Source organism: Hyphococcus lacteus (assembly GCF_041058985.1).
GTDB lineage: Bacteria > Pseudomonadota > Alphaproteobacteria > Caulobacterales > Parvularculaceae > Hyphococcus > Hyphococcus lacteus.
In genome coordinates this window covers 246,439-271,960 of sequence record NZ_JBEHZE010000002.1, presented here as the reverse complement: position 1 = coordinate 271,960, position 25,522 = coordinate 246,439, and the positions used below count along the sequence as shown (strand labels likewise).

The window sequence follows — 25,522 nt, the reverse complement described above, 5'->3', positions numbered from 1 at the left end:
AAAAAAACACGATGATGCGAAAAGAAATTTAGATAGGGACATTGCTCAAACAACTCCTTTCAAGACAAGGAAAATGATGGATGTGATTCCGGTAAAGACGAATTTCGTGCAATTCTCGATACCTAGCTTCACATTCCAATAGTCATCAGACTGGCATTTCCACCGGCGGCTGTGGTGTTTATCGAGATTGTTTTTTCCTCACACAACCAATCGACGCGATAAGCCATACTCTGCCTACATTTCTTACAATCTGCGGATTGAATAGGGACGATTGGCCCGTCCAATTTGGACATTTGTTTTTGGAAAAAGACCAAATCATCGCTACTTCCCTCAAATAGTGCCGCAGCAATTTGTTCAGGCGCGCCGACCGAAAACTGGGCCAGAACGGAGCTAGGCAATTCTGTGGGTAGGGGATTTTCTGAAAGGCCAGAGTTTCCAGAAGCAAGGACTGCAGCAATTTGTTGATATAGGCCTGTTTTGGTTTCATGTCGTATAAAGACAATACCTCTGGGAGCTATCGAGTAGGTATTAGTTTCGCCGGCGGGGCTAGGCAATTCCCGAACCAAACCACGTGGAGAGTTAGCGTTGTACTCTCTTGCAAATGCAGCAGCAGTTGAATCCCCTCTTGCATTCAACCAGTCGATGAATTCTGATAATGCTGACGCACCATTTTCTGTATTGCCGGCCAATGGGTATTTGGCATCGTGCGCTAGTTTTGTTAGATAAAGTGGCCCACCTGCTTTTGGTCCAGTTCCGGACAAGCCTCTTCCGCCAAAAGGCTGTACACCGACGATTGCGCCAATGGTATCTCGATTGATATAAATATTGCCGGCTTGAACTCGATTAGCGACCTGTTCAATTACGTGATCCATCCGGGTGTGTAATCCAAAGGTAAGCCCATAACCAGTTTCATTAATCGCATCTATCAGTGCATTCAGTTCAGTGCTTTTGTAGCGGATGACGTGCAGAACGGGCCCGAAAACCTCTGCTCCCAACTCCTTAATGTTATCAATTTCGATGATTGTCGGGGCAACGAACGAACCGTAGGCGGCTTCAGGTGGTAGCTGATTTTGGTGTATTTTCTTCCCGCATTCTTTCTTGCCATCAATATAAAAATTAATCGTCCTTTTTGCGTCCTGACTTATGACTGGCCCGACATCGGTATCGATGCGATCGGTTGAACCAATTTGCAGCTCGGACATTGCACCGCGCAGCATTTCCAAGGTTCTCTCAGCTATGTCTTCTTGAAGACATAGAATGCGCAAGGCTGAACAACGCTGTCCGGCACTATCGAATGCTGAGGCGACAACGTCGACAACGACTTGTTCTGCAAGTGCTGAAGAGTCGACAATCATTGCATTCTGGCCGCCTGTTTCCGCGATAAGCGGGATTGGTTGGCCGAGTGCCGAAACTCTTGTAGCGAGTTTTTGCTGAATTTTTTTGGCTACTTCGGTTGAGCCCGTGAACATCACGCCAGATGTTTTTATTGAGTCCACCAGGGCAGCTCCGACTGACCCATCTCCGGGCACAAGCTGAAGTGCATCTTTTGGGATGCCACACTCGTGAAGTATACGAACAGTTTCAGCAGCGATTAGTGGCGTTTCCTCCGCTGGTTTTGCAAGCACAGTGTTTCCAGCGACGAGTGCTGCTGCAACCTGACCTGTGAAAATGGCAAGAGGAAAATTCCAAGGCGATATACATACGACCGTTCCGAGGGCAGATGACGAGGTCAAATTTTCTCTTGCTTCATTTGCGTAATACCGAAGGAAGTCGACTGCCTCCCGAATTTCAGCAACGGCGTTGGGAAGGGTTTTTCCCGCCTCTCGCATGATTAAGCTTAGGAGTCTGGGGCTATCGTTTTCTATCCTCTCTGCTGCACTTTCTAAGCAAGCTGCGCGATCTGCGACAGAGGTTTCTGGCCAGCTGGAACTTGCCGCGTAAGTAAAGGCAGCCGATACTTCATGTGGCAAAGCCTCTTTTACGTAGCCAACGATGTCTCGATGATTTCCGGGACAAATTATTTCCCGTTGAGGGGCACAAGGAATATTTGTTGCGCTTGCAGTCCATTTTATTTGACCGACGATCGGAAAAGTTTCATGGAGGGATGAGAGAGTATTTTCACAGCTTAGATCGAGTCCGGATGAGTTGCAGCGGTCTGCGAACATATCTTTCGCAAATCGGATTTCAGAATGTGGCGCGCCGGGAGAGGGGGCCTGCTGAACAAGGTTGACGGGGTTAGTCACCAAGTCTTCAATTTCTATTTCTGGATTGGCGACGAGGTTTACGAAGCTCGAGTTTGCGCCATTCTCAAGTAATCGCCGTACTAAATAAGCGAGAAGCGTTTCGTGCGTGCCGATTGGAGCATAGATACGACACGGTCGCGCAAGTTTTTGTGGTCCTACGATTTCGGAATAAAGTCGTTCCCCCATGCCGTGCAGGCACTGAAATTCATAGTCAGCCGCAGTATAATCGTGCCCGGCCATGTGATAAATCGCAGAAAGGCTATGGGCGTTATGGGTGGCAAATTGCGGGAATAAAACATTTCGCGCATCAAGCAATTTTTTGGCACAGGCGAGATAGGAAATGTCTGTATGTGCTTTGCGCGTATAAACAGGAAAATCATCCAGGCCATCGACCTGCGTTTGTTTGATTTCTGTATCCCAATAGGCACCCTTGACTAGTCGCACCATAAAGCGGTGATTAGATCTCTTTGCGAGGTCTGCCAGCCAGTCGATTACTTCCGGACAGCGCTTACTATAGGCTTGCGCGACGAATCCTAACCCATCCCAGCCTGTAAGGCGGGTATCAAGCGCCAGGCTTTCAAATAAATCGAGCGACAGTTCGAGCCGGTCGGCTTCTTCGGCATCGATGTTCATACCGATGTTGTAAAACTTTGCTAACTTCGCCAGTGACTGAACGCGCGGTAGTAACTCCGCCAGCACTTTAGATGCTTTTGCTCGTTCATAGCGGGGATGAAGCGCAGAGAGTTTAATTGATATACCTGGATTGTCGTAGACGCTCTCGCCGCGTGCGGCCTCTCCTACTTGGCGTATAGCATCTCTATACGAATTGTAGTACGCGGTCGCGTCTTCAGCGGTAACAGCGGCTTCCCCCAGCATGTCATAGCTGTAGAGAAAACCCATTTTTTCATAATGGCGGGCGCGTTTGATGCCCATTGAAATTGTTTTTCCGGCTACGAATTGGTCGCCTAGAAAATTCATAGCGACTTCGACGCCTTTTCGGATAATAGGCTGTCCTGATCGAGAGATCGTTCGAGTGAGCGCCGAAGAAAGTCCCGCGTCGTTATCGGAACGAACCAGTTTTCCCGTTACTACAAGGCCCCAAGTCGCAGAATTCACAAATACTGAACGGTCTTTACCGAGATGAGCCTGCCAGTTGCCGGGTGCGATCTTGTCCTTAATCATGCAGTCGCGTGTTTTTTCGTCGGGTATACGGAGTAATGCTTCTGCAAGACACATCAGTGCGATACCCTCATCACTGGAGAGAGCATATTCCTGAATTAGGTCATCTAAACCACTTGACGATCTACCAGCACGAAGTGCTTTCACGAGGCTACGTGCCGTTGTCTCAATTTTGGTGTTCAGCTGATCGGAAAATGTGACGCTCGGAAGTAATTTTGAAATGCACTCTTGTTCCGGCTGTCGGTAAGCAGCGGTGATTGCCCGACGAAGCAATGATTGCGGACGAACTTGGGGTGAAAACTGTTCAAAAGGCATATTCAATCGACCTGTAAGATGTGACAGGGCTGGCTGGAAAAGTGCAGCACTGAATTCTTCCTGCGCGCGGATTTGATTGATATCATTCCGTCAGCAGCGGCAGATTGCGTCTCGTGAGAGGACTATAAAAGAGCCAGTTTTGTATAAATAGAGGAGTCCAATTTACCGACTGGCTTTCGCGAGAGCGGAAACCGCAATCCGGGTCTCTTCTTCGTCAAGACTTGCAAAGCCGAGCCGAAGTCCTCGGGCGGCATTGGTGCGGGTCATGTAGCTTTTGTGTGAAGCGAAGCGCAGTCCGTCAGCAACGGCGTGCTTCTCGATTTGGTTTAAATCGCCGTTGAATTCTACCCAAAAGGCAAGGCCGCCATCGGGGATCTTGAATATTGCCCGATCACCAAGCTCGCTATCGAGTTCGCGGGCAAAGCGTTCACGGCGATCAGCATAGATTTGTTTTACCTTGCGTGAATGGCGCCGCATCTCACCGTTCGAGATCAGTGCAGATGCAGCATTTTCGACAATCGTATTTCCCATCCCGTCCGTGAGGGAAACCATGTGTGCGACGGTATCGATCATTTTAGGTGGGGCCGCAATATAGCCGACCCGCAATGCGGGTAGTAGCAATTTAGACAGTGATCCAACATAAACTGTCTCGCCGGGTGCATATGCGGCAATGGGCAGAAGAGGCTGCGATTCAAAATGAAATTCGTGGTCGTAGTCGTCTTCTATAATGGCAAATGCGTATTCTCTCGCGAGGTCAACAAGTTGAAGGCGTCGTTCAGGCGATAGTGCGACTGTGGTCGGAAATTGGTGGTGGGGCGTCGCAAAAACTGTCTTTACCGATCTTTCTCGGCAAATCGCCGCGACGTCGTCGACGATCATGCCATGATTGTCGAGCCCAACGGTGATTATCTCGGCACCCATAGCTTCAAAGGCGGAAACAGCAGGTTCATATGTTAATGCCTCCACGATTACCGCATCGCCTGGCCGCAATGTTGTCATCGCTGCAAGAAAGATCCCGTGCTGACCGCCCCGGGTAATGCAAATATTATCTTCATCGACAGCTAGACCGCGTTGTGCAGTAAGCATTTCTGCGATGGCGCGCCGAAGCGACTGTGATCCGCGTGGATCTCGGTACTGGAGGTTATTCGAACGAGAGGCATGAAGCGTGGCTTTGCGCAGCGCTCGCGCAAGTAATTCGGGCGGAAACAGCCGGCCGTCCGGTGCACCTTCGTCAATTTTAAGTTTGGCTTCTGTGGGAATGGCAAGCGGGCGTTCGGGCGGAACAGCAAAGGCGTACCGAATGCGGTTTGAAGCGTCCGCCGCGGGGGCCCATCGCTTCGCAGAAGCTTTGGTCTCTGGCAGTTGTTTGGAAACCATGGTGCCGCGCGTACCTTCAGTGGTTAGCCAGCCCTGTGAAATTAAATCGTCATACGCAATCACGACCGTTTTACGGCTCACGCCTAATATTTGCGCCAAAGATCTACTGCTTGGTAGAAAGGTCCCGGCCGGAAGGCGTCCACTTTCGATATCGCGAACGACCACTTGAATAATTTGGAGATACAGCGGCGTGGATAAATCAGGATCGATACGCTCACCAAGGTTAACTCGCCAATTTTGCACTTATTGGTATCCTAGAATAAAAAAAATTGGATATACATTATGATCCAATTAAGCCCTAAAGTCACGTCAGTTTGTTTGGCTGTGGATGTGATGGGTTATGGATGAAATAGATGATGTTGCGAGCTCTCCATTCGATGCGCGCACGCCCCATGACATACGTAAGTTGATCGAAAGCTACCCTTTAGCTTGGGTGCATGCTCCGGGATTGAAAGAGGCGTCGTTACTCCCATTGGTTGGTATCCATAATGAGTGCAATGAACTGAATGAGTTGATCGGGCATTTTGCTCGGTCAAATCCGCTCAATGAAGCGTTTTCTAAAGATTCCCATGCTGAGATTCTCTTTATGGGGCCGCAGGGCTATGTATCTCCTTCATGCGCCGGTAGACGTGACTGGGCACCGACCTGGAACTATGTTCAAGCGCGTATTAGCGCAAACATTTCTGTAGAAGATGAGCTAACCCCGGCGGCGCTTGAGCTTCTTATTAATCAAGTTGAAAAAAATAATGATCGACCGTGGTCTGCTCAGGAATTGGGCGAGCGGTATCAACAGCTTATTCCGCACATCGTTGGTTTTCGTGCGCAAGTTAGATCCGTTCAAGTGAAGTTCAAGCTTGGACAAGATGAAACGGTTAAGGACTTACGACATATATTGTCCAATTTGCCGGAAACCCCTTTGCGCCATTGGATGTACGACTTTAATCGAGATCGTATCGATCTGGCAGAGAACGTGCGTCAAAGGTAATGCAAAATTGAATTATAATTTCTAGGTAGTAGGCATGTGTGGCTATCGTGCGGAAGGAGGGGAGTTGCCTAGTCGGACGTTTGAATCTTTAATCCGTTTACGGCACTGCTTACTATTAAAGTTGGGTGATGGCTTCGGCAATATGGCAAATGATTGAGGTGACTTATCGTTATTTTAGAGGATGAAGTGCGGGATGTTTTCCAATTTGATATCTTTTAAATGTACTGCAAAACAGCTCACACAGTGGAGTGTCGATTGGCGGAATACAAGATTATGAACGTTTTTGATCGAACGATATCGTTGGTGAAATGGCTTGCATTTTTTGCATGCTTTGCGACGACCGGGGCTGCGGCACCATGGGATGATGCGCCCATTTCTTCGACCTATCGGCCCATTCCCTCTGATCCTATTATTATTCGCAATGCTACCATACTTGATGGGGCAGGTGCACGATTTGAGGGTCGCGATATTTTAATTCGTGATGGGCATGTTATAGCAATCGGCAACGATTTTCCTACGGATGGTGTCGATGAAATTGATGCCTCAGGTTTATGGGTTACTCCTGGAATAATAGATATTCACAGTCACAATGGTACCAATGTTCGTCCACGGACGGATAGTAATAGACAAGCGTCGGATGTTAGCGAGGGCAGCGATGTCGACGTTGGAGATACCTGGATAGAGACTGCTATAGACCCGCAGGACACCGCATTTGCTCGGGCGCTTAGTCGTGGTGTCACTACGATTCAAGTACTACCTGGTTCAGCACCTATTTTTGGCGGGCATTCGGTGATCGTCAAGCCAGTACCTGCTTCGACAGTTTCCGAAATGAAATTCCCTAACGCTCCGCTTGGTTTCAAGATGGCTTGTGGTGAAAACCCAAAATGGAAGGGTGCGGATGCTTCTAGTACGAAGGACTGGCCAACCAGCAGGGCGGGCGTTCACGCTTATATGCGAGATCGTTTCGATGCAGCCCGCGAAATGTTAGTGAATTGGCAAGCAACTGGATCTGTGTCGGATGATGCTAAGACTGTTGCGTTGGCAGGCGTATTGGCGGGAAAAATCAACGTACACTTTCATTGCTATCGCGCATTCGACATGAGCGTCATGCTCAATCTTGCCCGCGAATATGGTTTTCAAATAAAGGCTTTTCATCACGCTACCGAAGCCTACAAAATTGTAGATCAGTTGCGCGCCGCCGGGACGTGTAGTGCCGTTTGGTCCGATTGGTGGGGCTACAAACGCGAGGCTATGGACGCCATTCGCGCCAATGCACCGCTGTTGCATGAGAGGGGGGGCTGCGTAATGATGCATTCAGACTCGCCCTTCGTAGGTCAGTATTTAAACATCGAGGCCGCGAAGGCGGAGGCGGCCGGGCGTCGGTTGGGCCTCAGCGTTCCTGAGGAACAAATGGTCCGCTGGATTACAAGCGCGCCTGCTTCCGCAATTGGGCTAGGAGACCGTATTGGTACAATCGCGCCGGGATTCGCAGCGGATATTGTTCTTTGGAACGGTAATCCGTTTAGCGCCTATTCTCGGCCCAAACTTGTACTCATTGATGGTGCAATTCGATTCAATGCTGACGCAGAGCAGCGGCAGTCCGATTTTGATTTAGGTCGAACACCGGCGATCGAGGTTATGCCATGATCAGGTGTGTACTGATAGCTTTAATCACTTTGATTATGTTCTTGTCACCAGCGATGGGCCAAGAATTCGCGGTTGTTGATGTGCGGGCTTACACAATGGAGTCTGAGGATGTCGCAGAACCAATAGATAATGCCACAATATTGGTGCGGGATGGACGTATCATTTCGGTGGTAGCTGCTGGTGATGTGCCAGATGGCGTGCGAACCATCAACGGTGGCAATTCTATTGTTACGCCTGGTCTATTCAATGCGGCAACGAAGCTTGGGCTTCAGGAAATGTCGGGCGCGCCAGAAACGGTGGACTATAAATCTGCAGACTCGGACCTTACCGTTGGATTTGATCCGTCACTTGCAGTCAATCAATTAAGTACGGCGATTGTGCTGGCGCGTGCGGATGGCATGACTAACGCATTTCTCACACCCAACGCAGGAAAGGATCCACTATTTGGGGGATATGGTGCGGTCATTCGACTAGGCGGCAGCCGCAACATCGAAGTAAGGGCAAAAGCTGGTGTTCTTGCTTACGTAAGTGGTGATTACAATCGCGATGGTTTTGGGTCACGTGCCGTGTTGTGGCAGCGTTTAAGAGGAGAATTGACGGAGGCCCGCGGCGAATTATCGTGCAATAAAACAGGAAAAAAGGGTGACATTGGCGATTTGCCGCTCGGCAAGTCGAATGAAAAGGCATTGGAGTTGGTTTTGTGCCGTACCGTTCCGCTTGTTTTGTTCACTGATCGCGAAAGCGATCTAAGACAATTAATAGAGCTTGCAAGCGATTATAACATCCGTTCAGTTGTTGTTGGAGGCGCGCAAGCGTGGCAACTCGCGGACAAATTGGCTGACGCAGAGATATCTGTAATCGTAACCCCTAGCGTTAATATTCCATCGAGTTTTGATGAGATAGGTGTTCGTAGTGACAATATCTCAATTCTCAATGCGGCGGGTGTCGATGTGATGATCGGCCAGGTAGCGGGTAATATTGGATCAACATACAATGCCGGTCTCGGTTTGCGTATGGAGGCCGCAACAGCCGTCGTTGAGGGGCTTGACTGGTACGAGGCATTGCGCGCTGTCACCGTGGTTCCAAATCGAGTGTTTGGTAGCGCGGACGGAGCGGGGACATTGGTATCAGGCGCACCGGCTGATTTTGTTTTATGGTCAGGTGACCCTTTTGAGGCATCAACTAATGCTCATGCTGTCTTCGTGGCTGGCCACGAAATGCCTCTTGAGACTCGGCAAGATATGTTGGGTCAACGCTACATGCAGGGTCAATGATGCAAAAGTTTTTCCTTTTGTTGTGTGTATTGGTTACGATAACGCCCAGCGCGCAAGCGCAAAATGAACGATTGCCGATAGAGGCAAGTCGCATTCTTACTCATTCGCCGGATACAACCACGTGGACTTCGCTTGATGTTTCTCCGGATGGCGAACGTCTTGTCTTTGATATGCTGGGTGATCTTTTTGTGATGCCTGCTGACGGTGGCGAGGCACAACAATTTAGCGAGGGACTTGCTTTCGATAGCCAGCCCGTTTTTTCGCCCGATGGCGAGTGGGTCGCGTTTGTTAGTGACAGGAGTGGCTCCGAAAGCATCTGGATCGCGCGGCTCGACGGCAGCAAAACCAAAATGATAGGCGGTTTTGACGATGACACGGCATTGACGTCTCCGGCATGGTCTGTTGACGGACAATCTATATATGCTAGTCGCTATCGTGCCGATATTGATAGCTACGAGTTATGGCAATTCTCACTGAACGGAAAAAAGGAACTCCTAGTTCCGGCGAAGTTGAAGAGTGGCGGCGTGCAAAGTACGCTGGGTGCGGCCCCCGCACCAAATGGCAAGCATTTATATTACGCCCGACGAAAGGGAAATTTGGATTTCTCTAGCCCTGTACGCTGGACGATTGGTGTTCGCGATCTGAACAGCGGCGAAGAGCTGGAGGTGATTGCTGGTTCTGCTGCTCGCCGGACGAAAGAGGAAAGCTATTTTAAACCGCTAGTGTCGCCAGACGGCACTAGCGTTGCCTATATCGTGCGTGATTCTGGTCGCAATATTTTGCGAGTGAGGAACCTTTTTACTGGCAACGATATCAGTTTAGGGGAAACTGATGCAGACGCTTTGCAGGCGTCGGCTTGGATGGGGTTACTTCCTCGGTTCTCTTTTACTGCCGATAGTGATGCATTAATTTTGTCTCATGAGGGGCAAATAGAGCGGCGTCCACTCAACGGGGGTGTTCCTGAACGGTTGCGCCGACTTATTAATGCCCGTACCGCTGTCGGGCCAAGCACCCGAATTCGACTTTCTGAAGAAGACGGTCCAGTTTTGGCAAAGCTCGCCATGGCACCGATGCCGTCGCCCGATGGCCAGTACATAGCATTCCGCTCTTTGGGAAATCTTTATGTGCAAAAAGTAGGCGGTGCACTGATTCAACTAGAGGCTGGTGTGGAATCTCCGGCGCATCCCGCGTGGTCTCCGGATGGAAGTTTAATTTCGTTCGTCAGTTGGACGGAAGCTGAGGGCGGCGCTGTTTGGACGATGCCTTCGAATGGTGAGGGGCAAGCAAAACGGCGTACGGTTACTTCGGCGTTTTGGCGGAATCCAACTTTTTCTCCGGACGGGCTGGCTATCTATGCTTTTCGTTCGGCAACAGATGCTCGCAGGCAGTCAAACTTCGAGATTGGTGCCATTCGGAAATCACAATTAGTGCGCATCGATTTAATGAGTGGTGAGGAGCGCGTACTAGCGGTTGGCGAATTTGGCGGACGTATCCATTTTGGCGGCGATCGCGAACCCCATTTTCTTGGACCCAATGGGTTGATGCGTTATGACGCGAAAGAGAAAAATGTAAAACCGGTAATCAGCATTTCCGGACCAGGATGGTATTTCAGTGAGGATCAAGCTTTAGCAAGCGCGATTGAATTATCCCCTGACGGCAGTCGGGTTGCGGCTTTGGTGGCAAACCGCGTCTATGTACTTCCAATGCCGAAAAAGGAGGGTACCCGGACAGATGTTGAATCCGCGAGAAATGTCGATATTCAACAATTAGCGGCTATGGGCGCTGACTATATCGCTTGGGCAGGGTCAGACCGTCTTGATCTTTATGCAGGTATGTCTTGGGGGCGTTTCGACCCTACCCAGGATGTGACCGAGCCATTGTTTAAGGGGCGCTTCGCGGTTAGTGTGCAGCGTCCAATACACAGTGGATCTTTGTTGTTGACCGGTGGTCGCGCCCTGACTATGGCAAATGGCGATACGGTAATCACCAATGCCGACATTCTTGTGACGGGGCGTCGTATAGCTGCTGTGGGACCGGCCGGTTCATTCTCCGTGCCTGAAGGTACGTTGCGCCACGATATTTCCGGCAAAACGGTCATGCCGGGTTTCATTGACGCTCACGATCATATCGGTTCGATCAGGCGCGATGTTCCTGCACACGAAATTTGGGCGTTAAGAGCGCGTTTGGCTTATGGGGTGACAACAAGCTTTGATCCTTCGACGCTGAGCGAGGACTTGCTTGAATATGAAGGGTTGGCGGATGCCGGACTTGTCTTGGGACCGCGATTACGTTCGACCGGACCGGCAATCTTTTCAAAGCAAAGGTTTAAATCACTTGATGAAGTTCGCCGGGTACTAAAGCGATATTCCGAAGGCTATGGCATCGATAATATTAAGCAATACCGAGCTGGTAATCGCGAGGTGCGGCAGTGGATCGCTCAAGCGGCGCGAGAGCAAGGGCTAATGCCCACAACAGAAGGCGCGTTGTCCTTAAAGCTAGACCTTACCCAAATTCTCGACGGTTATGCCGGTCACGAGCATGCTCTGCCTGCTCTTCCGCTTGGTGAAGATGTAATTGAACTAATGGTGGAGATGCGGACCAGCTACGTGATGACTTTGTCAATTACAAATAGTGGTTCGCCAGCGCTAGATTGGTTGGTGCCAAATGGTGAGAGTTCGTTAGATGGGCGGATCAACCGGTTTTGGTCGCCTTCGGCGATACGGCAAAAGCTCGATGGGTCTTGGGATTGGCGGTCACTTCGTACGATGCGCTTTCCTCAAGTTTCACAAGAAGCCAACGAACTGGCTGCAAAGGGTGGGTTGATAGGAGTTGGTGCGCACGGCAATCTACCCGGAATCGGCTTTCATTGGGAAATGGAGGCCCATGCTATGGGCGGAATGGAAGCCATGGTGGTTTTGCACGCTGCGACCGCCGGGTCCGCGGAAACAATTGGCCGGCTGAATGATCTCGGTACGCTCGAAACTGGGAAAATTGCTGATCTTTTAATATTGGATGCTAATCCACTCGAAGATATTCAGCATGCGCGCGATATCTCTGCGGTAATGCGCGACGGGATACTTTATGAAGCTGCAACACTTTCTGAAATCTGGCCGAATTCTACTTCCGCGCCGGTACCATGGTTCACGAAAGAAAAAACGGAGCATTGGCTCCCAATTAATGATCCCGATTGGCATGAGATATACGGACATTAAAACCTGACGAATAGTCATGTGAATATACGGTCCGTATTCATCTAAATTGGACTCGAAGTACCCGCCACTTGGAAATACCGTTTTCGATTGTGTTTATAGGTTAATGCGCCTCGATAATTATAGCTCGATGTTCGTTTGGAGTTGATCCAAATGGGTTAGGTTTCGTCGATCTCCTGATCGTTGTCTTGTGAAATAGTAAAGCGTTCGAGCGCTCCTGCTGCATTCATAAGGTGGGTGCGCATAGCTCGCGCCGCTTCATCACCGTCGCCGCGTATTACTGCTTCAATGATAATGCGATGTTCTTCGAAAGAGTGCTGCATACGCTGTGTTTCGAACATCTGCGCCCGGCGGAAACCGGCCATGCGATTGCGTAGTGCGAGTGCCTGTTCGGAGATATAATTGTTGTGAGTAGCGCTATAAATTGCTTCATGAAAAGCAAGGTTGAAGGAGGAATAGGAACTTACATCACCTGCTTCAACGAGTGACGCAGAGTTTTCGTGCATACGTGCGAGACGCACTCGCTCGAGAGGACGCATGCGGAGCGTTGCCAGTCGGACACAAAGTGCTTCTATTTCGGCAGACATTTCGAACATATCTGCAAGGCGCTCAATCGACATTTCCGCGACGACCGCGCCGCGTCGGGGGCGCACGACGACCAGACCATCCATTGCCAGTTGGCGCAATGCTTCTCGTGCCGGGGTGCGGGATGTTCCGAAGCGCAGGGCTACTTGTTGCTCATCTAGCTGTGTTCCTGAACGTAGCGATCCGGCCGCAATCTCCTCCGCCAAGGATCTCCGTATTTTTTCAGATAATAACGGCTCATTCTTTAGTTCATTTGCCAATTGGGCCTCCATACAACCATTTGATTTTACACATTGTATCCCACGGCTTGCGTCCAGTTGTGTGATTTTCCCGCAGCAATAACAGGTTTTGTTATTGGGGGAAGTAACCAGTCATAGGGCATATTCATCTCGGTGGGTCGCATGTTCGTCTAGTATACGAAAATGGAAAGTGATCCGATAGATTGTATTCATAAAATTCAAAAATAAATTAATTGTATTCATAGATTGCATTCATCGATGAAATTGTATATAAAATGTTTGTGAAATGTGCGTATTGTCTTTGTAACACAGCAAAGAAATCAATCATTCACGGTGGCTACATTTCAATGCGGAAGACTTATTCCGATTATTTGAATAGTTAGGTGAGGGGCAAGTAATAACGAAGCAATACTGGTTACAGTTGTGTTGCTTGTTAAATCAGTAATCAGGTTCATCTCGATTAACGCCTGTCGTAGCCGATCAAGTTTATGACGAGATTCCGATTTAAATAGAAAAAAGGGGAACTAAAAATGGGGCTTCAAGAAAATCGCAAAATTAAGCGCAAGGGTTTTGCCTTGGCTTCTGGATTGATTACCGCCGCCCTCGGGTGTCCGGCGATCGCGCAGGATGCCAAGGCTGATGAGCGGAACGTCGAAACGGATAAGGATGTCATCGTTGTGACCGCTCAGCGAAGGAACCAGACCGAGGTTCGTTCGGGGGGCGATCTGGGCGTGTTTGGTGACAAGGATGCAATTGATACTCCTTTTACGTTTCGGACCTTTGACGAAACTTTGATACAAAACCAGCAACCGCAATCGCTTGGCGATGTGCTTGAAAACGATCCGACCGTGCGCAGGACGTTGGGTTCAGGGAATGCATCCGAGCAGTTCGTCATTCGCGGGTTTCAAGTGTTTGGCGACGATGTCGGGATGAATGGATTATTTGGCGTCACGCCGCGTCAGCTTGTTGCTCCTGAGCTTTATTCAGGCGTTCAAGTATTGAACGGCGCAAATGCTTTTCTGAATGGAGCCTCGCCGGGTGGTAGTGGGATTGGAGGCGGCGTAAATCTCCAAATGAAGCATGCGCTTGCAGAGCCGCTTACTCGTGCCACATTAAATTATTCGTCCAAAGAGCATTTTGGAGGTAGTGCCGATGTATCTCGACGCTTTGGTAACGAGGATCAAGTTGGTGCGAGGGTTAACGGCGCGTTTCGTAGCGGCAATGGCGCAATAGATGACGAATTTCGCGAAACGCTCGTATTGGGTGGTGCATTCGATTGGGAGGTCGGAAACATGCGCTTCATCGTTGATGGAGCCTTTCAACGAGTTGAAGTAAACCAGTTTCGACCGAAGATCAGGGTAACTGGCGCGGTGCCGGAAGTTCCCGACAACAATGTAAATTACGGTCCCTCATACGCTACGACTGAACTTGAGAGCGTGTTTGGTCAGGTTCGCTTTGAATACGACCTCACTGATAATGCAATGTTCTATGCGAGCGCTGGCGCGCTACGCAGTGAAGAATTTGGCCAATATGGCAGATTCACGCTCACTGATATCGGTACAGGCGACGGCACTAACAGCGGTTCGATCATCGCCGCACGCCAGAGAAACGAGGCAATGGAGACGGGTTTACGCGTAAAATTTGGCAGTGCCATTACGCATGAAGTCAATGTCGGGGCCAATGCAAACTGGCAACAATTTAGATCAGCCTTTGACTTTCGGCAGTCCGTTTATCAAAATCTGTATGATCCAGTAGAGATGCCGTTATCGCCGGTTCAGACTTTCGTCAGAGGTGATCTTGATGATCCGTCCATTAGCAATCTATCTCGGCAGCTTAGTGCTTTCGTTTCGGATACTATCGGGTTTTGGGATGATCGAATTCTGCTGACTGGTGGATTGCGATTACAAGAAGTCAAATCCGGGCTAGGTAGTTTTTATAAAGAAGACGCCGTGACGCCAGTAGTCGGCTTGGTGGTAAGGCCCGCCGATAATATCTCCTTTTTTGCAAACCGGATTGAAGGGTTGACCCAAGGCGGAACTGCCCCTGATTCCGGTTCGGATCCAGACGATCCCGGTGGTGCAGAGCTTCCGGTTAGTAACGGCGGAGAAGTACTACGTCCTTCTAAATCGGTGCAGTATGAGTTAGGCGGCAAGATTGAAATGGAGCGATTTAGCGCTAGTCTAGCTTTATTCCAGATCGAAATGCCCAGCTTCTATCTCGGTGCTGATCCTGATGCACCTGGGTTTTTGTTGTTTAGTGATTTTGGTAACCAGCGTAATCGCGGTGTCGAGTTGTTCCTTTCTGGTGAACCCGTAGAAGGGTTGAGGCTCATCACAGGCGGGGCGATCATTGATACTGAGCTTAGGGAAACAGCAGGTGGTGTGAATGAAGGAAATGCCGCATTGGGCGTTCCTAAATACACCATGAATGCAAATGCCGAATGGGATTTGTCGTTCGCGCCAGGCGTCACTTTAACAGGTCGTATTGTTCACACCGGCGAGCAATATGCTGACACAAGTAACCTGCTGGAGCTTGATAGCTGGACCCGTGCGGATTTGGGTGCGCGCTACGTTTTTGTTGGGGCGAATCGCCCAGTAACCTTGCGGTTCACCGTCGATAATGTAGCGAATTCTCGGTATTGGTCTTCAGGCTACACCGCGTTCGGATCGGGCACAGGCCGTCTCCTTCAGGGGCGTCCACGGACGTTCAAAGCCTCTGCGTCGATCGATTTCTAGCGCAGCGGTTTTATCAATGTTTAAGGGGGCTCGGTCTTTCTTGATCAAGCCCCCCGGCAAGGTTGACGGTTCCCGCGTGGTTCTTCGTTGGCTTGCGAGATCGGTGCTTTGGGTACGCGGTCGGAATAAGGTTCGCAGCTAAAAAAATTAGTCTGTTTAGAACGCATTTCTCTAAAGTGACGTGCGCTGAAAAATATAAAGGGCTGAACCATCATGTCTAAACGCCTACTCGCTCTACATAGGTGGATGAGCCTGATTTTTGCAGTATTTTGGTTGGCCCAAGTGTTAACCGGTATGTTCATAACATTTCATTGGGAAGCAAGAGATCTCGCGATCGCAGGTGCGCATCAGCGGACTGACCTGGTCGCAATTGGGCGGCAAATTTCTTCTTTAGAAGAAGGGAAGGATGTTAGGGTAAAGTCGGTATGGACAACAGCTGGGCGGGCTGATCGATACTACTTGAATCTATCAACCGGTGAAAAGGTGCGGATATTGGGGGATGGCTCTATTATCGAGTATTCGCTTGCGGATAGCAGTCGGTTTTTTAATACTCTTGTCAGAATTCATCACAACCTGCTTGTTGGTGACGTTGGTAAAACGATCATCGGTATCAGCGGAATTTTATTATTTTTCAATTTGATTATTGCGTTCAATATTGCGTGGAGTCGTCGCGGCATGTTGAAGAGACAGCCGTGGCCATCAAAAAGATTACCTTCAAGGGGGCGTTTGTTTCACTTTCACCTACTCTTTGGTGCAGTGGCGGTTATCCCTGCGCTTATTCTTGTGGGGTCGGGTGTTTTGCTGCGCTATGAAAGTAGTGTGGCGGGTGTTCTGGGCGCTGAATTGCCGAAAATTTCTCAAGTAGCAGACAGCGGAACAGGACACGTCACTTTTTCAGAGGCAGCCTCAACTGCAATGGCTGCTATCCCAGGTAGCAAATTGACCTCGGTGAACATGCCGACTGAAGAAAACGCATTTTACCAATTTCGTTTACTTGAGCCGGGCGAATTGCGCCGTGCATACGGGAAGAGTTATGTTACCGTAAATGCGAAGAACGGGAACATTATATCAATCTTCCCTGCGAGCGAGGCACCATTCGCTATTTCTTTCGTAAACGCACTTTATGCAATTCATGTTGGCGAAGCCGGTGGATTGCTAGGGCGTATTTTTATAACAGTCCTTGGACTGTGGTTGTTAATATTAATAGTCCTTGGTCTGAAACTTTGGTGGATCCGGACGGCGGCGAAAGTTGAAACACATAGAAATTAGAGTTTTTGGTGATGCGACTTGTGCAAATGGAGAAATGCTACGTAGCCTAATTATCGAGGCAAGGTGTGATATTAATGCATTCATTGAACCACAATCTGATATGCAGAAACAAACACCCCTTGGTGTGAGAAGAGTTGAAAATAGGGAAGGTTAGAATGATCAGTAAAGAGACAAACCTGGGGATTCGTCGCCGTGAAGTGTTAGCGGCTGTTCCAGCATTCTTGGCTGTGACGCCGGCATTGGCTGCGGTGAAGGGGCTGGATCAGATGAGTGATATACTTGATATGAACGCCGTGTCTCTATCACGGGCGCTGCGGAAAAAGGATCTATCCGCGCGAGAACTGATGACGGCGCATTTAGCTAGGGTGGACGCGCTCAATCCACGATTCAACGCTATTGTTTCGCGAATTGATAGTCAGGAGGCACTCAAGCAAGCGGCAACCTTAGATGAGGAGGCCGCCAAAGGTCAGTTTCGCGGTGCGTTGCACGGGTTTCCGCATGCAGTCAAAGACACCGCATCGACTAAAGGGATTCTGACTACGGATGGTTCCCCCATTTTTAAGGATAACATCCCGACAGCCGACTCGTTGGTCGTTAGCCGTATGCGGCACGCTGGCGCGATTTTTATCGGTAAGAGTAACGTACCGGAATTCGCCCTAGGGTCGCATACATATAACCCTCTATTTGGCGTGACTGGTAATGCCTTCGACCCCAGTAAAACGGCTGGGGGGAGCACCGGCGGTGGGGCGGTGGCGCTCGCCTTGCGAATGGTACCGGTCACGGATGGTAGTGATTTTGGCGGATCGCTTCGCAATCCCGCAGGATGGAATAATGTCTTTGGTTTCCGGCCTTCTTGGGGGCGTGTTCCATCAATTCCAACGAGTGACCTATTTTGGCAGAATTTTGCAACGTCGGGGCCGATGGCCCGAAGTGTTAGCGATGTCGCTCTCTTATTTTCGGTGCAGGCTGGGCCGGACAAGCGCGCGCCGTTCGCACAGACTGACGATCCGGCAATGTTCGCTGAGCCGCTCGACCGCGATTGGAAGGGAGCACGCATTGGATGGCTCGGTGATCTTGGTGGCGCATTGCCAATGGAGTCGGGAATACTGAAAACCTGCGAAAATGCATTATCCGCCTTTCGCACGATCGGGGTCGACGTTGATGAAGCGCAACTTTCCGAAAGTGCGGAAGCAATGTGGCGAACGGCGGTCACGCTGCGTCATTGGTCAGTCGGAGGCGGGTTGCATGAATATTATGCTGATCCGGCTATGCGCGAAACAATGAAACCTGAGGCCATCTGGGAGGTCGAGGGCTATAAGAAGTTAACGGGATCACAGCTTAGCGACGCATCAAAGGGGCGTACGAAGATCTTTGAGGCGTTTCGGCAGGCGTTTGAAAAGTTTGACTTCCTCGCTTTGCCGACGGCGCAAGTTTTCCCTTTTGACGTCGCCCAGCACTGGCCACAAGAGATTGCTGGAGTTGAGATGGATTCATATCATCGTTGGATGGAGGTCACGCTTCCTCCGACGATGGCCGGGTTGCCGACCCTTGCGATGCCGGCAGGGTTCGGCGGTGCTAATCGTTTGCCTATTGGTATCCAGCTTATTGGGCCGCGAAATGCTGATCTTGCGGTGCTCCAGCTTGGGCATGCGTACGAAAAAGCGTCACCCTGGATCGCTAAAACTAAACCACCTGTACTTGGTTAAGTGCGCAATGCGATTGCGGGGCCTTATGTAATATTGATTTCATCGTCGCCAAAATGTCGATGACGATGAAATCAATTAAAAATCGATCTGATTTTTCACTAGGCAAGAGAAATCCGTGAAGTCGTTGCTTTGTTTCTGATCAGTATTTTTTCTCCGACCATATCACGTGGTTTTTTAGGGGGGGCGACATGGAAAAACTGAAATTCACAGTCCTTAAGGATTGGATTGATGCTTTGTTGCGTCGGGATCACTTGTCGCCATCTCTGCGCGGCAAAGCGACCTCGGCGGCAATCGAGGCCATGACCCGTCCGGCTAAGGAACGTCTACGGGTCGGTTGTGATATTTTGATGACCCGGATTGGGGATGCGTCCAGGGTCGCAGTCGCAGAGCAGGCGCTGAATGCTTATTCTGAGCTAACAGATCACGATAAAATTGAATTCTTCCGTATGCTCCGAGATGAATATGGAATTAATTCTGATGCGGTCCGTACCGCGTATCGTGAGTGGGAAGATTTAGGCGGGCCGGACTCTGTGGCTTCACTGTTTCGGGTAACGGAACCGCGTCGTCAAATTTTGTTGCGCCGTTTAAACACAACTTCAAATGCGACGCTACGTCTTGTGCGCATGCGTGAGGATTTGCTTTCGGCGGTTCGGAAGGAACCATCGTTGGCCGCTATCGATGAAGATTTCTCGCATCTGTTCGGATCGTGGTTTAATCGCGGTTTTTTGAAAATGCGCAGAATCGACTGGAATAGTTCTGCTGCGATCCTTGAAAAAATTATGCGGTATGAAAGTGTTCATTCGATGGACGGTTGGGAGGATATTCGCCGTCGGTTGGACCCGCGAGATCGCCGACTTTATGCGTTTTTTCACCCGGCGACAGGAGACGAGCCGTTGATTTTTGTTGAAGTCGCGCTGACCAAAGGCGTGCCTTCAACAATAGCAGAAATTCTCAATACACCTGCAGCACTTGATCCGGAAGAAGCAGACACTGCCGTATTTTACTCAATTAATAATTGTTTGCCGGGTCTGAAAGGTGTGTCTTTCGGCAATTTCCTAATAAAACAGGTTGTCGCCGAGCTTTCCTCCGAGAGCGAAAATTTGAAACAGTTCGTTACGCTTTCGCCCATGCCTGGATTTGTAAAATGGCTTGGTAAGCAGAAAGATGAAAAAATTATAGCGCTAGCGGAGCGTTTAGAAAATGGTGTTTGGCTAGATGATCCCTCACTCACAGAGGCGATGCGATCAGAGGTCATTGCATTAGCGGCTCGCTATATCGTAACGGAGCGAAATAGCGCTGGCGTTCCTCTGGACCCAGTGGCCCGGTTTCATTTGGGTAATGGGGCCTGCGCATGGAGAATTAATTGGCCTGCTGATTTATCCTCCATTGCACTCGAAAAGGCCGGTGGTTTAATGATCAACTATCTCTACGATCCTGCGGCTCTCGAAATGCAACATGAAATTTATATTAGAGATGGGACTGTAGCGCATAGCAAAATGCTTGCGGAATGCCTCGTACTTAAAGAAGAAATATTTGCGTGATTGGATGAGGGATATGAAAACTATATTCGAGTTGTTCACAAAGGCGGCGACGACGCATCCTGATAAAGTTCTGTTTGAACGCCCGGGGTTATCGTTGATTACCTACCGAGACACCTCGGAACTGGCCGCCCAATTTGCCGGTGCGCTTGCGACACTTGGTGTTGAGGCCGGTGACCGCGTTGCGGTTCAGGCTGATAAAAGTCCGGAATATATTGCGCTATATCTTGGAGTTTTACAGTTGGGAGCGGTGTTTCTCCCGTTGAATACGGCGTATACGAAATCGGAAATTGAATTCTTTTTGGAGGATGCGACGCCGCGTTTGTTCATTTGTGACCCCATGAAAATTAGCGATCATGCATGTGTCAAAGAGGGTGTCTTATGTGAAACGCTCGGAGCGAATGGCGATGGATCGTTGATTGATCTTGCAGCTCAAGGAGCACCGTGCCGGGAGTTTTATCCGTCTAGCATTAATGATCCTGCTGCGATTCTTTATACCTCAGGTACAACAGGGCGTTCAAAAGGAGCGATTCTAACCCATGGAAATCTTGCCTCAAATTGTGCGGCGCTTCTCGATAGCTGGCAGTTCACGAGCGCAGACCGTTTGATTCATGCGCTACCGGTATTTCATACACATGGCCTGTTTGTTGCCGTCAATATGACGTTGGCGGCTGGGGCAACAATGATTTTCCTCACGCAGTTTGATGCCGATCAGATAATAGACCTTATGGACGAAGCCACCGTGTTAATGGGTGTACCGACATTCTATAGCAGGCTTCTTCAGGTAGATCGATTGGACCGGACACGGACGAGCGGTATGCGCCTGTTTGTTTCGGGATCTGCACCGCTTCTTGCTGAAGAGCATAAGAAGTTTAAAGACCGGACAGGGCATGCGATTCTTGAACGCTATGGGATGACAGAAACATGTATGATCGCTACCAATCCCTATGGCGGTGAGCGAATTCCGGGTGCCGTTGGCCATCCGTTGCCGGGGATTAAGTTACGGATTGCTGCTAGCAAAAGTGGAGAGGTTTTGCCCGTCGGGGAAACAGGTGTCATAGAGGTGAAAGGACCAAATGTTTTTGCTGGCTACTGGAAAATGCCAGAAAAAACCGCAGAGGAGTTTCGTGCGGATGGGTTCTTTATTACCGGCGACCTCGGGATGATCGGGGAGGACGGCTATTTGCGCATCGTTGGACGGGAAAAGGATCTGATTATCTCCGGCGGTTACAACATCTACCCCAAAGAAATTGAAGAAGTTATCGATGCACGACCTGGTGTGATGGAAAGCGCGGTCATTGGTGTGCATCATCACGATATGGGTGAATGTCCGATCGCGGTAGTTGTGCCGATCAAAGGATGTCAGCTTGATTCCGAGACAATAATTAGGGAGCTGAGGGGAAAAATTGCGCGATTTAAGGTACCACGCCATGTCATCATACAGGAACATTTACCGAGAAATGTTATGGGCAAGGTACAAAAAGCAGCGCTACGCCAAAAATACGCAGAGATAGCTAAGTAATAGTCTTGTTTGTTTAGCTGCTGAAGAAAAGCGGGCGTCTAAAGCTCGTTAGTGATGGCTTGGGGAGGGAAAGAACTACTGATGATTATATATGGGGTGGCTATTTTGGCTTTTTGCCATTTAGCGGGGTTGATTGTCGGCAGGCTTCTTGGGGCCGCTATGGGCATTGATGCCAATATCGGCGGTGTCGGTTTTGCGATGCTTTTGTTAATCTTCATCACGGGTTGGCTTCGTGCGCATGGTCAACTGCCAGAGCAATCCAAGAACGGAATTCTATTCTGGAGCGCGATGTATATTCCTATCGTCATTGCGATGGCCTCGATCCAGAATGTGGCTGCCGCAGTGAGTGGTGGTGTTGTTGCGGTCGTGACGGGTATCGCCGCGAATATTGCATGCTTGCTGCTCGTACCTGTGCTTTCGCGCATCGGTGGAGTTGAGCCGCCTTTGCCGGCGACCGAAGGTGAGAAGGTTTGATATGGAGATCGCTCACGATATTCTTGTTAAGAATGGTCTTGTCTTTGCGTTTCTTTTTGTCGGATTGATTTTGTGGTTGTCTTACCGCGCGTCTGATCTCTTAAGCCGGGGACGCATTCATGGTTCTGCAATCGCGATCATCGTAGGTCTGGTCTTCGCATGGGCTGGCGGTGCAGCAACGGGTGGCTCAAAGGGGTTATCTGACGTCACGCTATTTTCGGGCCTTGCCATTATGGGCGGCGCGATGCTGCGCGATTTTGCGATTGTCTCCACGGCTTTCGGCGTTGATCTGAAAGAGATTAAACGTGCTGGGATTAGTGGTGTTTTGGCGCTTATTTTTGGCGTTGTTGTATCTTTTGTTGTTGGTGCGTTGGTTGCGTTGGCTTTTGGCTACACTGATCCTGTCAGTCTGACCACCATTGGAGGAGGGGCGGCTACTTATATCGTTGGCCCCGTAACAGGCACGGCCTTGGGTGCGAGTTCTGAAGTAGTGGCGCTTTCAGTAGCGGCGGGTTTGGTGAAATCAGTTCTTGTTATGGTTGGGACGCCGTGGGTCGCGCCATTAATCGGTCTGAACAATCCCAAATCGGCGATGGTGTTTGGCGGCCTGATGGGAACAACAAGCGGTGTTGCTGGTGGTTTAGCGGCCACCGATAAAAGACTGGTTCCCTATGGTGCAATGACCGCAACTTTTTACACTGGTCTTGGTTGCTTGCTTGGTCCGTCCCTTATCTACCTAGTAATAAAAACAATGTTCGCTATTTGATCGGTGTAGGGACAAGGTTTATTAATTGCGGCCCTAAAATTAACATGATTGTGGCTAAGTCGAAGCTATGGGAGGCGATTTCCGAGCGTTCCTTCGTATTGGGGTATATGATGCTTCCTTCTGATGCGGGGTGTGGTGCCTGCGAAGGCCTAACATATGGCCATCGTTTGCACATTATACGGACGATACCGGAATACCATTTTGGCTTTGTCGCCATTTATCAGTAGAGATACGACATCAGAATCAATAGTATCGCCATAAATGAGATGATGCCTTCCAAGGTACCATACATCGTTGAGGTTGCATCGTGATGGGTCATCGGGCGTCAAGCCTTCGACCAAGTGACGATTTCTGGAATCGAAAAGCCGGTCCCTTGTATTTCAAAATCGTTGATGAAGAAGAAGCGACAAAACTATGAAGTCGCTTCTTGTTTGAGGGTTACTTGATCATCCCATAAGTCGTCGAACCATTACCGCTGATCCAGACGCCCCGGCTGGTTGAAACAAACCGGATACGAGAGCCATTAGCGGCGCGATATTCATTACCGCCTTGGGCTTCGTACCGTGTTGTAGCGCCGGAGGAAGGCCGGTGCGTGATGATGTAATTGGCGTTATAAATTTTCACCTCTTCCACGAGCGATGTTGCCCCGAGTGCAATCTTCCATTGCCCAACATAGCCGCCCGTTTGAGCCGAATTTGCTCTGACGAGTGCGCCGCCACTGGCAGATTGGCTTAGTTCTGAACGGGTGCTACGAGATTGCGTCACCGCAGGTGCTCTGGTGTTAGAGATCGAAATAGGACAGGCACCCTTGCAGAAGTTTTTGGTTTTCATACCGTCGGTTTCAATCGATTTTATTTCTGACAGTGCCACGGGGCGGCCAGCTGCATTTCGCGCTTGAACGGTTGTCGCCTCAACATAGGTGGCACCAACAAGGTTGGAACCGACGCCCAGCACTGGCGACAGAGTGAATCCCGCAAAATCACCAAGTTTGAAGTCATCGGTGCGCTCGAACCACACGCCCACAAGCACCGTAAAAGTGCTAGCCTGTGTGCCAATGTCGCTTAAGACGTTAGCGTCAACACCCAATACATCGCGGAGATCAACTACGAGGCCAACGGATCGTCCGGAAATCGCATCATTTTCTGCAGTCCATAAGCCAATATTTGCACCATAGGAACTGCCAGCACCGATGCTCGTGGATGCCGAACCGCTGCCAAACCATTTGGGTTTGTTGGCAGGGTCGTTGTGAGTATCGAAAGCAAAACCACTTTCAACGCCAATACCGATAATGAAATTTGCTTCTGCGGTGGCACCAACCGAGATCGCTTTGAAATCCGGCAACTCAAAACCACCCACTCTGGATTCTGCTTCATCTTCAGCGCCATCATCTTCGTTCGCTAATTTATCGAGAAAGTTTTCATCCTCATGCATCTCAAAGGCCATAGGGAGAAGCATGTTGTAAAGGTCTTTCCCGGTTTCCTCGAGCCATGCCCAGGCGGCTTGTTCGACATCGCCGGCAAGGCTTGGAACGCAAGTGTTGCGGCCAAGATGGTGATCCTGCACGAGACCATCATTACAGATACTGCCTTCACGCATTACCTCGCAAACAAGCTCGCCCAAGCCGCCGCAGGGCTCACAAGTTCGATTGCCGGGCAATCCGCCATCCCAGTTAAAACCAGGGCGGCATTCAAAACCGAGACCTTGAAGAGCCGGTTGGCCATCACCGCCGCGCGCTTCGCAAACCCCGTTATCATTTTCTTGGTTATAAGCGCCCTCGCAGCGATTTCCTGTGCGCATAGACTCACACGCAGGTTGGTTTGTGTCTCCGCAGGGTTGGCAAGTACCGTTGTGGGGTGCTGTTCCTTTTTCACAGCGAAAACCCGGGCGGATGGCGGGCCACGGCTCGCCGCCTTCGAGGCCGCGATTTGTACAGAACCCGTCTTCTTCATTAAGGCCGTCATTACATTGCGGCCCTTTGCGCATAGGTTCGCAAACAAGCTCGCCATTGTCGCCGCAAGGCGTACAATTGCCATTGCTGCCAACATTGTAACCCGGTTTGCAATCAAATCCGGTCCCGGAATATGGCGATTGATTGTTACCGCCTCTTGCACGGCAAGTACCGTTTACATTTTCCATGTAGCGATAACATTGTGGGCCTTTGCGCATAGGCTCGCAGGCTGGTTGGCCGCTTTCATGTCCGCAAGGCACGCATTTGCCGCTTTGTGGTGCCAGACCCTTGTCGCAATTAAACCCGATTTTTCGTGGTGTTTCATTGAGGCCGCCCTTTGCATGAGCAGAATCAATTCCGCCAAAAAAAGTGAGTACGAGCCCCAGCAGCAGAATCCGCAATAATGGCACTGCGGATGCGATTCTCAGTCCGGTCATATCTGTCCTCTGCATGTAAGCTGGCCCCTGCCTGTAAGCTGGAATGGTAATTACCCGGAGTATTGGACGGTTTG

At 50.0% G+C, this 25,522-nt stretch carries 15 protein-coding genes; 11 read left to right on the top strand and 4 right to left on the bottom strand.

The window, feature by feature from the left end:
- Positions 1-128: 128 nt before the first annotated feature.
- On the bottom strand, positions 129-3,737 hold the full coding sequence (gene putA / locus ABFZ84_RS14605; protein WP_369314815.1) for a bifunctional proline dehydrogenase/L-glutamate gamma-semialdehyde dehydrogenase PutA: 3,609 nt from the start codon (positions 3,735-3,737) through the stop codon (positions 129-131).
- A gap of 162 nt (positions 3,738-3,899) precedes the next feature.
- Positions 3,900-5,357, bottom strand: a complete 1,458-nt coding sequence (pdxR, locus tag ABFZ84_RS14600) for a MocR-like pyridoxine biosynthesis transcription factor PdxR (RefSeq protein ID WP_369314814.1) — start codon at positions 5,355-5,357, stop codon at positions 3,900-3,902.
- A 97-nt stretch (positions 5,358-5,454) separates the two neighbouring features.
- Here pdxR and ABFZ84_RS14595 point away from each other — a divergent pair, with 97 nt between their 5' ends.
- The 4 genes from ABFZ84_RS14595 (at position 5,455) to ABFZ84_RS14580 (ending at position 12,232) form a co-directional block, all read left to right on the top strand.
- Positions 5,455-6,099, top strand: coding sequence for an FMN-binding negative transcriptional regulator (locus tag ABFZ84_RS14595; RefSeq protein WP_369314813.1), 645 nt, complete (start codon positions 5,455-5,457; stop codon positions 6,097-6,099).
- A 255-nt stretch (positions 6,100-6,354) separates the two neighbouring features.
- The gene (locus ABFZ84_RS14590; RefSeq protein WP_369314812.1) at positions 6,355-7,746 is read left to right on the top strand and encodes an amidohydrolase family protein; all 1,392 of its coding nucleotides are present in this window, start codon (positions 6,355-6,357) and stop codon (positions 7,744-7,746) included.
- Positions 7,743-9,020: an amidohydrolase family protein gene (locus ABFZ84_RS14585; protein WP_369314811.1), complete on the top strand. Its 1,278-nt coding sequence runs from the start codon at positions 7,743-7,745 to the stop codon at positions 9,018-9,020. The genes ABFZ84_RS14590 and ABFZ84_RS14585 overlap by 4 nt, the downstream gene beginning before the upstream one ends.
- The gene (locus ABFZ84_RS14580; protein WP_369314810.1) at positions 9,017-12,232 is read left to right on the top strand and encodes an amidohydrolase family protein; all 3,216 of its coding nucleotides are present in this window, start codon (positions 9,017-9,019) and stop codon (positions 12,230-12,232) included. The genes ABFZ84_RS14585 and ABFZ84_RS14580 overlap by 4 nt, the downstream gene beginning before the upstream one ends.
- A 155-nt stretch (positions 12,233-12,387) precedes the next feature.
- Here ABFZ84_RS14580 and ABFZ84_RS14575 read toward each other — a convergent pair whose 3' ends face one another.
- Positions 12,388-13,086, bottom strand: a complete 699-nt coding sequence (locus tag ABFZ84_RS14575) for a GntR family transcriptional regulator (RefSeq protein ID WP_369314809.1) — start codon at positions 13,084-13,086, stop codon at positions 12,388-12,390.
- Between the two features lie 497 nt (positions 13,087-13,583).
- Between ABFZ84_RS14575 and ABFZ84_RS14570 the strand changes: the two genes are divergently transcribed.
- The 7 genes from ABFZ84_RS14570 (at position 13,584) to madM (ending at position 23,063) form a co-directional block, all read left to right on the top strand.
- The gene (locus ABFZ84_RS14570) at positions 13,584-15,788 is read left to right on the top strand and encodes a TonB-dependent receptor (RefSeq protein WP_369314808.1); all 2,205 of its coding nucleotides are present in this window, start codon (positions 13,584-13,586) and stop codon (positions 15,786-15,788) included.
- Between the two features lie 213 nt (positions 15,789-16,001).
- Positions 16,002-17,057, top strand: coding sequence for a PepSY-associated TM helix domain-containing protein (locus tag ABFZ84_RS14565; RefSeq protein ID WP_369314807.1), 1,056 nt, complete (start codon positions 16,002-16,004; stop codon positions 17,055-17,057).
- Positions 17,058-17,323: 266 nt separating this feature from the next.
- On the top strand, positions 17,324-18,763 hold the full coding sequence (locus ABFZ84_RS14560) for an amidase (protein WP_369314823.1): 1,440 nt from the start codon (positions 17,324-17,326) through the stop codon (positions 18,761-18,763).
- A gap of 188 nt (positions 18,764-18,951) precedes the next feature.
- Positions 18,952-20,304 carry a malonyl-CoA decarboxylase domain-containing protein gene (locus tag ABFZ84_RS14555; RefSeq protein ID WP_369314806.1) on the top strand — a complete coding sequence of 451 codons (1,353 nt, stop codon included), beginning with the start codon at positions 18,952-18,954 and terminating at the stop codon, positions 20,302-20,304.
- Positions 20,305-20,317: 13 nt separating this feature from the next.
- Positions 20,318-21,823: an AMP-binding protein gene (locus tag ABFZ84_RS14550; RefSeq protein ID WP_369314805.1), complete on the top strand. Its 1,506-nt coding sequence runs from the start codon at positions 20,318-20,320 to the stop codon at positions 21,821-21,823.
- Positions 21,824-21,904: 81 nt separating this feature from the next.
- Entirely contained in the window at positions 21,905-22,297 is a 393-nt protein-coding gene (gene madL, locus ABFZ84_RS14545) for a malonate transporter subunit MadL (protein WP_369314804.1), read from the top strand.
- Position 22,298: 1 nt separating this feature from the next.
- Complete coding sequence (madM, locus tag ABFZ84_RS14540) at positions 22,299-23,063, top strand: malonate transporter subunit MadM (protein WP_369314803.1); 765 nt, start codon at positions 22,299-22,301, stop codon at positions 23,061-23,063.
- A 438-nt stretch (positions 23,064-23,501) separates the two neighbouring features.
- Here madM and ABFZ84_RS14535 read toward each other — a convergent pair whose 3' ends face one another.
- Positions 23,502-25,448, bottom strand: coding sequence for a hypothetical protein (locus ABFZ84_RS14535; RefSeq protein ID WP_369314802.1), 1,947 nt, complete (start codon positions 25,446-25,448; stop codon positions 23,502-23,504).
- Between the last annotated feature and the right edge of the window lie 74 nt (positions 25,449-25,522).

Coding starts and splice junctions, on each gene's coding strand:
- putA (WP_369314815.1), bottom strand. CDS start 3,737: ATGCCTTTTGAACAGTTTTCACCCCAAGTTCGTCCGCAATCATTGCTT.
- ABFZ84_RS14595 (WP_369314813.1), top strand. CDS start 5,455: ATGGATGAAATAGATGATGTTGCGAGCTCTCCATTCGATGCGCGCACG.
- ABFZ84_RS14585 (WP_369314811.1), top strand. CDS start 7,743: ATGATCAGGTGTGTACTGATAGCTTTAATCACTTTGATTATGTTCTTG.
- ABFZ84_RS14580 (WP_369314810.1), top strand. CDS start 9,017: ATGATGCAAAAGTTTTTCCTTTTGTTGTGTGTATTGGTTACGATAACG.
- ABFZ84_RS14575 (WP_369314809.1), bottom strand. CDS start 13,086: ATGGAGGCCCAATTGGCAAATGAACTAAAGAATGAGCCGTTATTATCT.
- ABFZ84_RS14570 (WP_369314808.1), top strand. CDS start 13,584: ATGGGGCTTCAAGAAAATCGCAAAATTAAGCGCAAGGGTTTTGCCTTG.
- ABFZ84_RS14565 (WP_369314807.1), top strand. CDS start 16,002: ATGTCTAAACGCCTACTCGCTCTACATAGGTGGATGAGCCTGATTTTT.
- ABFZ84_RS14560 (WP_369314823.1), top strand. CDS start 17,324: ATGAGTGATATACTTGATATGAACGCCGTGTCTCTATCACGGGCGCTG.
- ABFZ84_RS14555 (WP_369314806.1), top strand. CDS start 18,952: ATGGAAAAACTGAAATTCACAGTCCTTAAGGATTGGATTGATGCTTTG.
- ABFZ84_RS14550 (WP_369314805.1), top strand. CDS start 20,318: ATGAAAACTATATTCGAGTTGTTCACAAAGGCGGCGACGACGCATCCT.
- madL (WP_369314804.1), top strand. CDS start 21,905: ATGATTATATATGGGGTGGCTATTTTGGCTTTTTGCCATTTAGCGGGG.
- madM (WP_369314803.1), top strand. CDS start 22,299: ATGGAGATCGCTCACGATATTCTTGTTAAGAATGGTCTTGTCTTTGCG.
- ABFZ84_RS14535 (WP_369314802.1), bottom strand. CDS start 25,448: ATGACCGGACTGAGAATCGCATCCGCAGTGCCATTATTGCGGATTCTG.